Annotated in this window: 13 protein-coding genes and 2 tRNA genes; 6 read left to right on the plus strand and 9 right to left on the minus strand. The window is 66.8% G+C overall.

What is annotated here, in order from left to right; all coding sequences use genetic code 11:
• Positions 1–38: 38 nt before the first annotated feature.
• The 4 genes from ACW6W5_RS05830 to ACW6W5_RS05845 all read left to right on the plus strand — a co-directional run bounded on the left by ACW6W5_RS05830 (position 39) and on the right by ACW6W5_RS05845 (position 1,796).
• Positions 39–410 carry a hypothetical protein gene (locus ACW6W5_RS05830; RefSeq protein WP_147433862.1) on the plus strand — a complete coding sequence of 124 codons (372 nt, stop codon included), beginning with the start codon at positions 39–41 and terminating at the stop codon, positions 408–410.
• A 29-nt stretch (positions 411–439) separates the two neighbouring features.
• On the plus strand, positions 440–850 hold the full coding sequence (locus ACW6W5_RS05835) for a hypothetical protein (protein ID WP_152152718.1): 411 nt from the start codon (positions 440–442) through the stop codon (positions 848–850).
• 107 nt (positions 851–957) lie between these two features.
• Complete coding sequence (locus tag ACW6W5_RS05840) at positions 958–1,344, plus strand: hypothetical protein (protein ID WP_458233632.1); 387 nt, start codon at positions 958–960, stop codon at positions 1,342–1,344.
• A gap of 5 nt (positions 1,345–1,349) precedes the next feature.
• Entirely contained in the window at positions 1,350–1,796 is a 447-nt protein-coding gene (locus ACW6W5_RS05845; protein WP_152152714.1) for a hypothetical protein, read from the plus strand.
• A gap of 30 nt (positions 1,797–1,826) precedes the next feature.
• Here ACW6W5_RS05845 and ACW6W5_RS05850 read toward each other — a convergent pair.
• From ACW6W5_RS05850 to ACW6W5_RS05870, 5 genes are all read right to left on the minus strand, one after another.
• Positions 1,827–1,903 (minus strand) — tRNA-Pro (locus tag ACW6W5_RS05850).
• A gap of 139 nt (positions 1,904–2,042) precedes the next feature.
• A tRNA-Pro gene (locus ACW6W5_RS05855) sits at positions 2,043–2,119 on the minus strand.
• Positions 2,120–2,167: 48 nt separating this feature from the next.
• Positions 2,168–2,281 (minus strand): cytochrome bd-I oxidase subunit CydX, encoded by a 114-nt coding sequence (gene cydX / locus ACW6W5_RS05860; RefSeq protein WP_019182852.1) that lies wholly within the window; start codon positions 2,279–2,281, stop codon positions 2,168–2,170.
• 30 nt (positions 2,282–2,311) lie between these two features.
• Complete coding sequence (cydB, locus tag ACW6W5_RS05865; RefSeq protein ID WP_121038151.1) at positions 2,312–3,466, minus strand: cytochrome d ubiquinol oxidase subunit II; 1,155 nt, start codon at positions 3,464–3,466, stop codon at positions 2,312–2,314.
• Positions 3,467–3,481: 15 nt separating this feature from the next.
• Positions 3,482–5,071, minus strand: a complete 1,590-nt coding sequence (locus tag ACW6W5_RS05870) for a cytochrome ubiquinol oxidase subunit I (protein WP_152152712.1) — start codon at positions 5,069–5,071, stop codon at positions 3,482–3,484.
• Between the two features lie 226 nt (positions 5,072–5,297).
• Between ACW6W5_RS05870 and cydD the strand changes: the two genes are divergently transcribed.
• Both cydD and cydC read left to right on the plus strand, forming a co-directional pair.
• Positions 5,298–7,028 carry a thiol reductant ABC exporter subunit CydD gene (cydD, locus tag ACW6W5_RS05875; RefSeq protein ID WP_152152710.1) on the plus strand — a complete coding sequence of 577 codons (1,731 nt, stop codon included), beginning with the start codon at positions 5,298–5,300 and terminating at the stop codon, positions 7,026–7,028.
• Positions 7,025–8,698, plus strand: a complete 1,674-nt coding sequence (gene cydC, locus ACW6W5_RS05880) for a thiol reductant ABC exporter subunit CydC (protein ID WP_152152708.1) — start codon at positions 7,025–7,027, stop codon at positions 8,696–8,698. Before cydD ends, cydC begins: the two co-directional genes overlap by 4 nt.
• Before the next feature lie 52 nt (positions 8,699–8,750).
• On the opposite strand, the gene ACW6W5_RS05885 is transcribed toward cydC, so the two are convergent.
• From ACW6W5_RS05885 to ACW6W5_RS05900, 4 genes are all read right to left on the minus strand, one after another.
• A complete protein-coding gene (locus ACW6W5_RS05885) occupies positions 8,751–9,365 on the minus strand; it encodes a DUF1294 domain-containing protein (protein WP_152152706.1) in 615 nt (204 codons plus the stop codon).
• Between the two features lie 8 nt (positions 9,366–9,373).
• Complete coding sequence (gene metX / locus ACW6W5_RS05890) at positions 9,374–10,486, minus strand: homoserine O-acetyltransferase MetX (RefSeq protein ID WP_152152704.1); 1,113 nt, start codon at positions 10,484–10,486, stop codon at positions 9,374–9,376.
• A gap of 73 nt (positions 10,487–10,559) precedes the next feature.
• On the minus strand, positions 10,560–11,576 hold the full coding sequence (locus ACW6W5_RS05895; protein WP_152152736.1) for a tetratricopeptide repeat protein: 1,017 nt from the start codon (positions 11,574–11,576) through the stop codon (positions 10,560–10,562).
• Positions 11,570–11,971 (minus strand): cytochrome c-type biogenesis protein, encoded by a 402-nt coding sequence (locus tag ACW6W5_RS05900; protein ID WP_121041136.1) that lies wholly within the window; start codon positions 11,969–11,971, stop codon positions 11,570–11,572. The genes ACW6W5_RS05895 and ACW6W5_RS05900 overlap by 7 nt, the downstream gene beginning before the upstream one ends.
• Positions 11,972–12,003 lie beyond the last annotated feature (32 nt).

Genomic DNA, 12,003 nt, shown 5'->3' on the forward strand with positions numbered 1-12,003 from the left:
CATCCCTCCTCAATCCCTCAAAGAAAAGGTACGTCAGCATGAGTTCCCCGCGTGCAGGAAACAGGCTCCTACTTGCCTGTGTAACGTTGATGCTCGCCAGTTGTGGCATCGGCGGTATGTGGATGAATGGAGATCCGTCCGTGGGCAGGAACATCGTTCCACCGCGCGATCATTGGCAGAAGGCAGGCAATGACCCCGCGGCCCGCAGTGCGGACTGGCTCGGTTGTGGCGGGGCGGACAGCGGCGGTTACAACGTCGCCACGTCGGATGGATCGAGCTCTGCGGTGATCCAGCAGGCGATGAGCCGCAAGTTCGACGACATGCAGCGTTGCATGATGTCCCGCGGGTATCAATACACGGGCTCCTGCGAAGGCGATATACGCAGTCAATATCCCGCATGCCAGAAGTAAGGCGTCTGCGGACATCCTGGACGAAGCGCATGAAGCAGGTTCGAAGGCGAAGCTGTACGGGGTTCGGTCTGCTGATGGCGGTAGCGGTCATGACGGGCTGCACCGCGGGCAACGGGCGCTTATGCGGCCCGCAGACGCCGCGCGCCTACTGTGACAAGAAAACCCACGACGCCTTGGCCAATCCCCCTTCGCAGCGCGACAGCTGGGCCGCGGGCACGGCAGATGCCTCGCAACTGGGGGCGGCGTGGGTGGCATGCGGCGGCATGGCGAACGGCAACGTCGGCATCGATCAGCAGGGCGGCAACGGTCCCGAAACCGTGCAGCGCCTCACCCGGAAGAATGACGACGTCCAGCGCTGCATGATGCAAAAGGGATACCGCTACACCGGGTCATGCTCAGGGGATATTGCGAGTCGATTCCCCGCCTGCCAGTCGCGATGAACGTGCTGCGGCCTCGTGGCGTTGCGTTCACCGCTGCACCTGATCCCTGGGATCGACGGTCGGTGCATGAGCACCCTCGCGCGAGCCGGAAGGCCAGACGGATATCGATGCTGATGGCGACCGTGCTTCTCGCGGTTGCAGGATGTGCCAGCACTCCCGCTGTACCGGGGCAGGTGGCGGTGACGGACATGGGGCCTGTTCCGGCGGGTTCCGTTCGCGTCATGCCGACGCGGCAGTACTGGCGAAAGGCGGGGGCGAGCAAGGCCGACGCGGACCTGGCCCGGCAGCAATGCAGCCAGCACCTGCGAAATGACGACGAGTACGTTGGGCTTCTCAAGGAGAGCGCCGTGATCACGAAGATCTGGCATGCCGAACGTACCTCGGCGCAGAAGAAGCGGCGCAAAGAGATCGCCGCTCGGCTGGGCCAGCTCCATGACGCATGCATGGCCGGCGAGGGGTTCGAGTTCGTGCGTCGTGGGTTTCCGGTGGAGTGAATACGATGCGCATGACGCTGCTGTTTCTCCGTAGGGGGTTCATCTGTCGCAGGCATCCCGCCAGATGGCACACAGGTCGCGCGACGGTGGTGCTCGGCATGCTGTTCGGGCTGACCGCCTGTGGTGCAGGTGGGATGTGGATGAATGGAAACCCTGCCGCAACCCGGCAGCTGGTGCCGCCGGGCCACGACTGGAGCAGGCCGGACGCAGGTGCCCTGGTGCGTGATACGGACTGGCAGGCCTGCGGCGGCCAACGCAGTGGGAACATCTCCCCAGACCGGCAAGGTGCCACGGGTGAGGAAACCGCCCATCTTTCACGCGACAAGCTCTACGCGGCACAACGGTGCATGCTGGGGAAGGGCTACCGCTACACCGGCAGCTGCGAAGGGGAGATCCGCAGCCGCTACCCGGCCTGCCAATCGCCAGACACAAAAAAACCCGGAGGACAGTGATGTCTTCCAGGCTTGATTGTGACCATCAGATGGTCGGGGAGACAGGATTCGAACCTGCGACCTCTACGTCCCGAACGTAGCGCTCTACCAGACTGAGCTACACCCCGTAAGGAGCCGCCTATTGTATCGATCCCGCCGGTCGGCGGCAAGGGGGGATCGCGTTTTTCGCCTTCGGTGCCGTGTTGCCACGGCCCTTGATAAAGAAGCCTGGAAACGTGTTCCCAGGCTTCGATACGACCACCGAAGTGGTCGGGGAGACAGGATTCGAACCTGCGACCTCTACGTCCCGAACGTAGCGCTCTACCAGACTGAGCTACACCCCGAAGGAGCCGACAAGGATACGGTGTGAAGACCCGATCGGCAACCTTTTTTTAGCCTTCTTCGTGATCCGTACGGCTCTGCTCGCGGGCTTCGAACCACATGCCGTTGAGAATGGCCACGACCGAAGCCAGCCCTGCACCCAGAATCCAAGCGAAGTACCACATGGTAAGTCTCCTATGGCGCCGTGGGGCGCGTCAGTAAGCGTTGGGGTTGTCGCCCATCTCTTCGGCCGTGGTCTTGCCCTTCATCACGCGGTAGACCCAGGAGGTGTAGGCGATGATGATCGGCAGGAAGATGGCCGTGGCGATCAGCATGATCCCCAGGGTCAGGTGGCTGGAGGAGCTGTCCCAGACGGTCAGGCTGGAGCCCGGCTGGCTGGAGGAGGGCAGCAGGAACGGGAAAATCGCAAAGCCGACGGTCAGGATGATGCCGGCGATCGACGCCCCCGAGGCCAGGAACGCCAGGCCACCACGGCGGGCCCGCAGCAGTACCGCGCTGGCCAGCGCACCCACCAGCCCGAGGATCGGGGCCAGCAGGGTCAGCGGCATGCTCTGGTAGTTGCGCAGCCAGCCACCGGCCACCGCACCGACGGCCGCGGTCTTGAGCAGCGGGTTGGTCGGGCCATCGGTGACCACCTGCGAGGTGATCTGGTAGCCCGGCAGGCCAAAGGCCACCCAGACGCCGGCCAGGGCGAACAGCACGAAGGTCAGCACCGCCGCGACGCTGCCGTAACGGGCCGAGCGCTCGGCCACCGGGCCATCGGTCTTGAGCACCAGCATCGCGGCACCGTGCGAGACCACCATCGCCACGCTGACCAGACCTGCCACCAGCGCGAACGGGTTGAGCAGGCCGATCAGGGTGCCGGTGTAGAAGATGCGCATGCTGTCATCGAAGTGGAACGGCACGCCGACCAGCACGTTGCCCACCGCCACGCCGGCGATCAGTGCCGGGAGCAGGCCGCCGACGAACAGCGCACGGTCCCAGTTCTCGCGCCAGCGCTTGCCGGGCATCTTGCTGCGGTACTTGAAGGCGACCGGGCGCAGGATCAGCCCGAACAGCATCAGGAACACCGCCAGGTAGAAGCCGGAGAAGCTGACCGCGTACAGCGGCGGCCAGGCGGCGAAGATCGCACCGCCACCGAGCACCAGCCACACCTGGTTGCCTTCCCACACCGGGCCGACGGTGTTGATCACCAGCCGGCGTTCGTCATCGGTCCTGGCCACGAACGGCAGCAACGTGCCGACGCCGAGGTCGAAACCGTCCATCACCGCCCAGGCGATCAGCAGGATGCCGAGCAGCAGCCACCAGATCACGCGGAGCGTGGTGTAATCGAGTCCAATGAATTCCATCTGGGTTCTCCTGCCTTACGCCCGACCGTGGGTCGGCGCAGCGGCATTGGGGGAAAGGGACGTGGCTGCAGCCTGCAGCGACGGCAGGATGTCGTCCGGGCCCTTGCGGATCGCCTTGAGCATCAGCTTCACTTCGATGATCAACAGCACCGTGTACAGCGCGGTGAACACGGCCAACGTGGTCAGGATTTCATGCAGGGCCAGGCCCGAGGCGGCGTAGAAGGTCGGCAGCACGCCGTCCACCGCCCACGGCTGGCGACCGTACTCGGCCACGAACCAACCGCATTCGATCGCGATCCACGGCGCCGGCAGCGACCACAGGGCAAGCTTGAGGAACCAGCGCTTGTCCTGGAAGTTGTGGCGGCACGAGTAGTAGAAGGCCAGCGCGAAGAAGGCGATCAGGTAGAAGCCCAGCCCGGCCATGATGCGGAAGGTCCAGAACAGCGGGGCGACCCGCGGCACGGTATCCATCGCGGCCTTGGAGATTTCTTCCGGGGTGGCGTTGAGGATGTCTTCGCGATAGCGCTTGAGCAGCAGGCCGTGGCCCAGATCCTGCCAATGGCGGTCGAACATCTCGCGCGCTTCGATGTCGTTCTTGTCCTTGCGCACGCGTTCCAGCGCACCGTAGGCCAGCTGCCCGCCGCGGATGCGGTTCTCGGCGCGCCCCACCAGCTCCAGGATGCCCGGGATCGGCTGGTCCAGCGAACGGGTGGCGATCAGGCCCATCAGGTAAGGGATCTTGATCGCGTAATCGTTCTGCTGGGTGGTCTGGTTCGGAATGCCGAAGGCGGTGAAGTCGGCCGGCGCACGCTCGGTTTCCCACATCGCTTCGATCGCGGCCAGCTTCATCTTCTGGTGTTCGCTGGCGGCATAGCCGCTTTCGTCACCCAGCACCACCACCGACAGCGAGGACAGCAGGCCGAAGGCGGCCGCCACCGCGAAGGAACGGCGTGCCATGTCCTTGTGCTTGTTGCGCAGCAGGAACAGGGCGCTGATCGACATCACGAACACCGCACCGGTCACGTAGCCGGCACTGACCGTATGCACGAACTTGGCCTGGGCCACCGGGTTGAACAGCACGGCGGCGAAATCCACCACCTCCATGCGCATCGTTTCCGGGTTGAAGATCGCGCCGGTCGGGTTCTGCATCCAGCCGTTGGCGATCAGGATCCACACCGCCGAGAGGTTGGTGCCCAGGGCCATCAGCCAGGTCACGGTGAGGTGCTTGACCGGGCTCAGGCGCTTCCAGCCGAAGAAGAACAGACCGATGAAGGTCGCTTCCAGGAAGAACGCCATCAGGCCTTCGATCGCCAGCGGTGCGCCGAAGATGTCGCCGACGTAATGGCTGTAATACGACCAGTTCATGCCGAACTGGAATTCCATCACGATGCCGGTGGCGACGCCGATGGCGAAGTTGATGCCGAACAACGTGCCCCAGAACAGCGTCATCTGGCGCCAGACCTGCTTGCGGGTCATGACATAGACGCTCTCCATGATGGCCACCATGAAGGACAGGCCAAGCGTGAGGGGAACGAAAAGGAAGTGGTACATCGCGGTCAGAGCGAATTGCAGCCGCGACAGTTCTACGACTGTCTGATCAATCATGGCCTGGCTACCTCGTTGGGTTTTGCCGTTTCAGGTGGCGGGAAGGGGGGTCTACGGGGTGAATTCTGTGACCAGCAAGTTCAAACAGCCTTGATTCAGATCAATGTACAAACGCACACGCACGGGGATCGTAGGCCATCCCGCCCCTGCGACCGCTGGCCGCACGGGGCGGGGCCAGCACCTACTACAATCGACGGAACCTCCCTGTGGCCGCCAGTGACTTGTTTTGAGCATACCCCCCGACGCGACCATTGTTGAGACAACCGCCCTGCGCCGCCGTCGCCTGCACTGGCTGGGTGGGCTGGCGGCGGCCGCCCGCGGCAAGCAGCGCTTGGCGGCGATCTGCATCTGCCTGTCCGGCGCCCTGCTGATCGGGCAGGCGGCCGCCATCGCCTGGTTGATCCAGGCGGTGCTGGTCGATCACCGCCCCCTGGCCGACGCCACGCCCGTGCTGCTGGGCTTGCTGGCGGTGCTGGGCATCCGCACCCTGTTGGGGAGTGCGACCCAGGCGGCGGCCGGTGAGGTCGCCGATGCGGCGCGGCTGGCGCTGCGTGAACGGGTTTATCAGCGGCTGCTGGGGCGCGGGCCTCTGTGGCTGCGCCAGCAACGCACCGGCGAACTCGGCGAACTGATGCTCGCCCATGCCGATGCGATCGAGAATTATTACGCTGGTTACCAGCCGGTCCGCATCGAAGTGGTGGTGGTTCCGCTGCTGATCGCCATCGCCGTGGCTTGGACCGATTGGGTGATCGCGCTGATTCTCTTGTTCACCGCGCCGCTGGTGCCGTTCTTCATGATGCTGGTCGGTTGGGGCGCTGAAGCCGCCGGCCGTGCGCAGCTGGGCGAACTGGCGCGGATGAGCGGCCACTTCGCTGATCGCATCAAGGGGCTCGGCCTGCTGCGCCTGTACGGGCGGGGCGAGGCCGAGCTGGACGGTGTGGCCACGGCGGCCGAAGGCGTGCGTGAGCGCACCTTGAAAGTGCTGCGGATCGCCTTCCTCTCTTCGACGGTGCTGGAGTTCTTCGCGTCGGTCAGCGTGGCGATGGTCGCGTTGTATCTGGGCCTGAGCTATCTCGGCCTGATGTCGTTGCATGCGCAGGTGCCGACGCTGGGCGTGGGCATGTTCTGCCTGCTGCTGGCACCGGAGTTCTATGCACCGCTGCGGCGCTTGGCCGCGCACTACCACGATCGCGCCAACGCGCTGGCCGCGGCGGCCGAAGTAGAGCGGCTGCTCGGCGACTTGCCGGAGGCCCCCGTAGCCGGGGAGGCCCCGCCTGCGAGTGCGCGCGCTCCGGAACTGCTGGAACAGCGTGCCCCTCCGGTGGTCGTACGCGGGGTGAGCCTGCGACCACTGGGTGCGCATCACGATGTGGTGCAGCAGCTCTCGTTCCAGATCGAGCCGGGGCAGCGCGTGGCGCTGGTCGGCCCCAGCGGCAGTGGCAAGAGCACGTTGCTGGAAGCGCTGGCCGGCTGGTTGCCCCCGCGCGAGGGCAGCATCGTGCTGCGCCCCGGGTTGGACGTGGGCTACGCCGGGCAGCGCCCCTATCTGTTCCACGGCACGATCGCCGACAACCTGCGCCTGGCCGCACCCGGCGCGACCGATGCGCACCTGCGCGCCGTGGCCGAGGCCGCCCAGGTAATGCGGTTTGCCGCCGCACTCCCACAGGGGCTGGATACGGTGATCGGTGAGCGCGGCTTCGGATTGTCCGGTGGCGAAGCGCGCCGTATCGGCTTGGCGCGGCTGTTGCTGCGCGATCCGCAACTGCTGCTGCTCGATGAGCCGACCGCCTTCCTCGATCCCGATACCGAAGCCGATCTCCTGCGTACCCTGGCCGCGTTCGCACGTGGGCGCAGCGTGGTGATCGCCACGCACAGCGAGACCGCGATGCGCTGGGCAGACACCCGCCTGACCTTGACCGCCGGCGGCGCGCGTCTGGCCTCGGAGCTAACGCCATGAAGGCCGCGCACATCGATTCGCTGAAGGGTGTGTTCGCCCGGCATCGCGGCCGCCTGCTGCTGACCGTGCTGCTGCTGTGGACGACGATGCTGGCCGGCACCGCGCTGCTCGGGTTGTCCGGTGGTTTCCTCACTGCCGCCGCCTTGGCCGGTGCGGCCGGACTCGGCAACGGCTTCAACTTCTTCTCGCCCTCGGCGGGCATCCGCGGGCTGACCATGGCGCGCATCGTGTCGCGCTACTTCGAAAAACTGGTCGGCCACGATGTCACCCTGCGCATCGCGCGCGATCTACGGGTGTGGTTCTTCCGTCGCGCGCTGCCACTCGCACCGGCGCGCTTGGCCGGTGTACGCACCGGTGAACTGCTGGCGCGGCTGATGTCCGATATCGGCGAGGTCGATGGCCTGCTGGTGCGTGCGATCGGCCCGCTGCTGGCGCTCGGTGGTATCTCGCTGGTGGCGGTGGTGTCGGCCGGCATCATCTATCTGCCGGCGGCCGGGCTGCTGGCGGTGCTCGCCTTGCTGATCGGGGTGGGCGTGCCGTGGCTGACCGTGCGTGGCGCCGCCGACCAGGAGCGCGACCGCGCGCTGCACCGTGCGCAGTTGCGTACCCAATCCTTCGAAGGGCTGGAAGGCGCGGCCGATCTTGCTGCGCTGCAGGCGCGCGAGCATTGGAACCAGCGCGTGCTGGTGGCAGCCAAACAGCTGAAGTCGCGTGACAAGCGTCGCCGCTGGCGCTTGATCAGTGGCAATGCGCTGCATGGTCTGTGTGGCGCGGGTGGCTTGGTGGCGATGCTGTGGCTGGCCCTGCATGCGTTCGAGCGTGGCAGCGTGGATGCCGCGCTGGCGGCGGCACTGGTGTTCCTGACCGTCGCACTGCTGGAGCTGTGGGCCGGGATCGGGCTGGCCTGGCAATCGTGGTTGTCCGGCCGCGTCGCCGCGGTGCGGCTGGAGGCGATCGTGGATCAGGCGCCGGGCGTGGTGGAAGCCGCCGCGCCGGTGGCTGTGCCATCCGTGCCCGCAACGCTGCGATTCGATCACGTGGTGTTCCGTTGGCCCGGCCAGGCGCGCGTGTTGCTGGACCATGTGCAACTGGAACTCGCACCGGGCGAACGGATCGCGATCCGCGGTGACAGCGGCAGTGGCAAGACCACGCTGTCCTCGCTGCTGCTGCGACTATGGGATCCGGAGGCCGGCAGCGTGCGTTACGGCGATGCGGATATCCGCAGTGTCGCGCAGGCCGACTGGCACCGTCAGATCGCCTGGCTCCCGCAGAACGCGCCGGTGTTCGCTGGCACCGTGGCGGACAACCTGCGGCTCGGCGATGCACAGGCCAGCGATGCACGATTGTGGCAGGTACTGGCGGAGGTCCGTCTGCACGCGTGGGCCGAGCAGATCGGTGGGTTGGCGGCGTGGGTGGGCGAGAACGGCGCGACCATGTCAGCCGGGCAGGCACGGCGCCTGGCGCTGGCGCGCGCGCTGCTGCGTGACGCACCGATCCTGTTGCTGGATGAGCCCACCGAAGGCCTGGATGTGGATACCGCGCATGCGCTGCTGCAGGACATGGTGGCGGCGCTGGGCAACCGCAGTCTGTTGATGATCACCCACGACGAACTGCCGGAGGGCATCGTGCATCGCAGCTATCGTTTGCGGGATGGGCGGTTGGAAGGGTAGCGGCGAGAGCGATCCGCACGCAGCGTGTAAAGCATCCACGCATGGCGTGGATCTACCCTGGGATGCTGCGGTTGTGGATCAGCCAGCCCAGCGCCGCTATGTTGATCACTACCGCCACCCAGAACACTCGCTGGAAGGAGGCCTTGCGGTTCTTGTGGCGCAGCACGGCCTGCGCCATCAACGCACCCGGCCAACCGCCCAGCAGGGCCAGGCCCTGCAGCGTGCTTTCCGGTGTGCGCTGGCGATCATTCCGGGCGGCGGATTTGTCATGCCAATACCAGAGGTATGTCACCACGCTCAGGGCGAGGTAGGCACCCGGTACCCACGTCGGCCAGTGCTGCCACATCGCCACGGCAATGAGGCCTGCGAGGAACACCAGCGCGATGGCCGTACGTGGCAATCGATCCGGCCCCGCACCCCGCACCGCAGCGCGTGCAGCAGGGCGGCCCCCATCGCGGTCCAGCGCAAACCGCACCGCGCCCGCGTTGCGGCGCCCCTGCGCATCGGTCTGAATGTCATAGGTGATTACATCGCCCAGTACCGGGCGTCGATCGCGTGCCGAGAATGCGCGGATATGTACGAAGCATCGCTCGCCGCCGCCATTGGGCTGCACGAAGCCGAATCCGCGCGCCTCGTTCCACTCGCTGATCTTTCCTTGAAGGCGCATGGGTAAACTCAGAGTGAGGACAGGAAGCTGCTGACCGCCGGTCCGAACCGTGCGACATCCACCAGGAACGCATCGTGCCCCTGTGGCGAATCCAGCCCGATGAACTGCGCCTCCGCACCGCCGGCGCGCAGGCCCTCGGCGATCTGCTGTTGCTGCTGCACCGGGAACAGGATGTCGGTGTTGGCGCCGATCGCCAGTGCCTTGCCCACCCGGATGCGGGCAAGCCCCGCCATCACGTCGCCGTCGGCGTATTCGGCCAGGTCGAACCAGTCCATCGAGCGGCTCAGGTACAGATAGCAGTTGGGATCGAAGAAGCGCACGAAGCGGCGGGCATGGCCTTCCAGATAGCTTTCGACCTGGAATTCCAGGCCGAACGGATCGTCATCGGCCTGGTCCGAATCCAGCCGCACGCGGCCGAAACGGCCGTCCCACTCCAGTGCGGAGCGGTAGGTGATCACGCCGAGCTTGCGCGCCATGCGCATGCCCGATTCCGGGTAGGCCTGGTCGGTATAGCGCCCGCCATTCCACTGCGGATCAAGCCGGATCGCCTCGCGTTGCAGCGAGCGGATCGCGATGGAGAACGGCAGCGCCTGGGCACTGCCGGAAATATTGATATGGCTGCGCGCGAGGCCCGGGTGCAGCATCAGCAGGGCCAACGCGGTCATCCCGCCCATCGAGTTGCCGATCACGCAGGCCAGTTCGGTCACGCCCAAGGCGCGCACCACCTCCACCGCCGCCCGCGCGCCATCTTCGATGGACAGTTCGGGGAAGCGCAGACCATACAGTTCGCCCGTCGCCGGATCGAGACTGGCCGGCCCGGTGGAGCCTTTGCAGCTGCCCAGCGAGTTCACGCAGATCACGAACCAGCGGTCGGTATCGATCGGCTTGCCTGGGCCAACCATCGCCTCCCACCAGCCGGCGGCAGGGTTGTCGGCGTTGGCCGCGGCATGCGCATCGGGGGAGAGCCCGGTGACGATCAATACTGCATTGCCGGCATCGGCCGCGAGCGTGCCCCAGGTCTCATAGGCAACGTGCGCACCGCGTAGTTCACCGCCACGCTTGAACGCGAACGGCGAGGGCAGGGCGTGATAACGGGTGCCGGGGGGAATGAATTCAGTCATGCGCGCAGTTTAGCCGGGCGCCGCGATGGCGCCGTAGTGGTGAGCGGCACGCTGCGTCGCGGCAGCGCATCGGTCATGGGCGATCAAACACCAGGGGCACCGGCCCGGCATGCGGCAGACGCACCCGTACCGGCGTGGTCTCCAGATCGTCCGGCTGGCGGTTGGCCTGGCCCGAACGCGACAGCCGCGCAATGACCTCAACCTCCTGCACCTGCGAGAGCGTGCTGGTCGGCATCGGGCTGTCGCCATCGCCAAGGGTGACCAGCAGCGGCACCTGGCTGGCCGGATGCTTCTGCACCGCGATCGGCATCGGCGGGCCATCGGGTGCGCGCGCGATCACGAACACGCTCGCGTTGACCAACGCGGGATCCAACGTGGTTCCGGGTGCGAACCGGACCTGCACCGTGAGGGCGTGGTTGCCCGCCGCCGCAGGGACGGAGGTTCCGGTCATGGGCGGCAGCCCGGCAGTGCCGCGGGCGATGGCGATCTGCTCGCGCAACGCGCGCGCCGCGCCCGGCTCCAGGCGTGGCAGAAGCGCTTCCCAGGCGGCCGCCGCTTCGGCGTCCTGCCCGCGCTGGCGCAGGGCAATGCCGATCAGCCAGCCGGCGCGTTCGCTCTCCGGCGCGAGTGCGTTGGCGTGACGCAGCCATTGCAGGGCCTGGTCATCGAATTGTTTGCCCGGCGCGGCCTGTGCGCGCGCCTGCGCCGCTTCGACCAGCACGCCGGGGTCGTCCGGGGCGAGTTGCACCGCGCGGTCAAACGCGGCCGTGGCCTCGGCCAGCTTGCCCAGGGCCAGCTGCGAGCGGCCAAGCAGAGCCCAGCCATCGGCGCGCTGCGGGTCTTTCGCCAGCGCCTGTTGCAGCGCCTGCACGCCATCCTCCAGCGTGGCAGGCTCGTCGCTGGCCGCCGTCCGCTCGGCGGCATCCGGCGTGCCGACCAGCAGGTACAGCGCGCCACCGGCCAACCCAAGGGCCAGCATCGCGATCACGAAGGGGCGGCGTTGGCCGCCTGCACGCAGCGGCCACAGCACGCGTGCCGCCACGGCAGCGGCGACGACCGCGGCACTCAGGGCCATCCAAAGGCTCACCAGCGCTCCTCGCTCTTGTCCATCGGTTCGATCCCGCGGCTGCGACGGCGCACCACCCAGACCAGCACGCCCGCGCCGAGCAGCAGCGCCACCGGCGGCCCGAACCAGAGCAGCGCATTGCGTGCTTCCATCGGCGGCCGGTACAGCACGAACTCGCCATAGCGATCGACCAGGAACTGCTTGATCTGCGCATCGCTGTTGCCCTGCTGCATCAGCACCAGCACTTCGCGGCGCAGGTCGTGCGCGATCTGCGCATTGGAATCGGCCAGCGACTGGTTCTGGCACTGCACGCAGCGCAGCTCGGCGGCCAGCGCGTGGAAGCGGGCTTCCTCGGCGGCATCGCGGTACTGCAACGGAGTCGGGTCGGAGACGGCCTGCGCCATCACCGGCGAGGCCATGGCGAGCGACAGCGCGAGCAGCGCCGCGCCGG

This window comes from Stenotrophomonas sp. IS26 (genome assembly GCF_054188265.1).

Bases quoted from the DNA above. Each gene is read 5' to 3' on its own strand.
- ACW6W5_RS05830 (WP_147433862.1), top strand. From the start codon at position 39: ATGAGTTCCCCGCGTGCAGGAAACAGGCTCCTACTTGCCTGTGTAACG.
- ACW6W5_RS05835 (WP_152152718.1), top strand. From the start codon at position 440: ATGAAGCAGGTTCGAAGGCGAAGCTGTACGGGGTTCGGTCTGCTGATG.
- ACW6W5_RS05840 (WP_458233632.1), top strand. From the start codon at position 958: ATGCTGATGGCGACCGTGCTTCTCGCGGTTGCAGGATGTGCCAGCACT.
- ACW6W5_RS05845 (WP_152152714.1), top strand. From the start codon at position 1,350: ATGCGCATGACGCTGCTGTTTCTCCGTAGGGGGTTCATCTGTCGCAGG.
- cydX (WP_019182852.1), bottom strand. From the start codon at position 2,281: ATGTGGTACTTCGCTTGGATTCTGGGTGCAGGGCTGGCTTCGGTCGTG.
- cydB (WP_121038151.1), bottom strand. From the start codon at position 3,466: ATGGAATTCATTGGACTCGATTACACCACGCTCCGCGTGATCTGGTGG.
- ACW6W5_RS05870 (WP_152152712.1), bottom strand. From the start codon at position 5,071: ATGATTGATCAGACAGTCGTAGAACTGTCGCGGCTGCAATTCGCTCTG.
- cydC (WP_152152708.1), top strand. From the start codon at position 7,025: ATGAAGGCCGCGCACATCGATTCGCTGAAGGGTGTGTTCGCCCGGCAT.
- ACW6W5_RS05885 (WP_152152706.1), bottom strand. From the start codon at position 9,365: ATGCGCCTTCAAGGAAAGATCAGCGAGTGGAACGAGGCGCGCGGATTC.
- metX (WP_152152704.1), bottom strand. From the start codon at position 10,486: ATGACTGAATTCATTCCCCCCGGCACCCGTTATCACGCCCTGCCCTCG.
- ACW6W5_RS05900 (WP_121041136.1), bottom strand. From the start codon at position 11,971: ATGGCCTCGCCGGTGATGGCGCAGGCCGTCTCCGACCCGACTCCGTTG.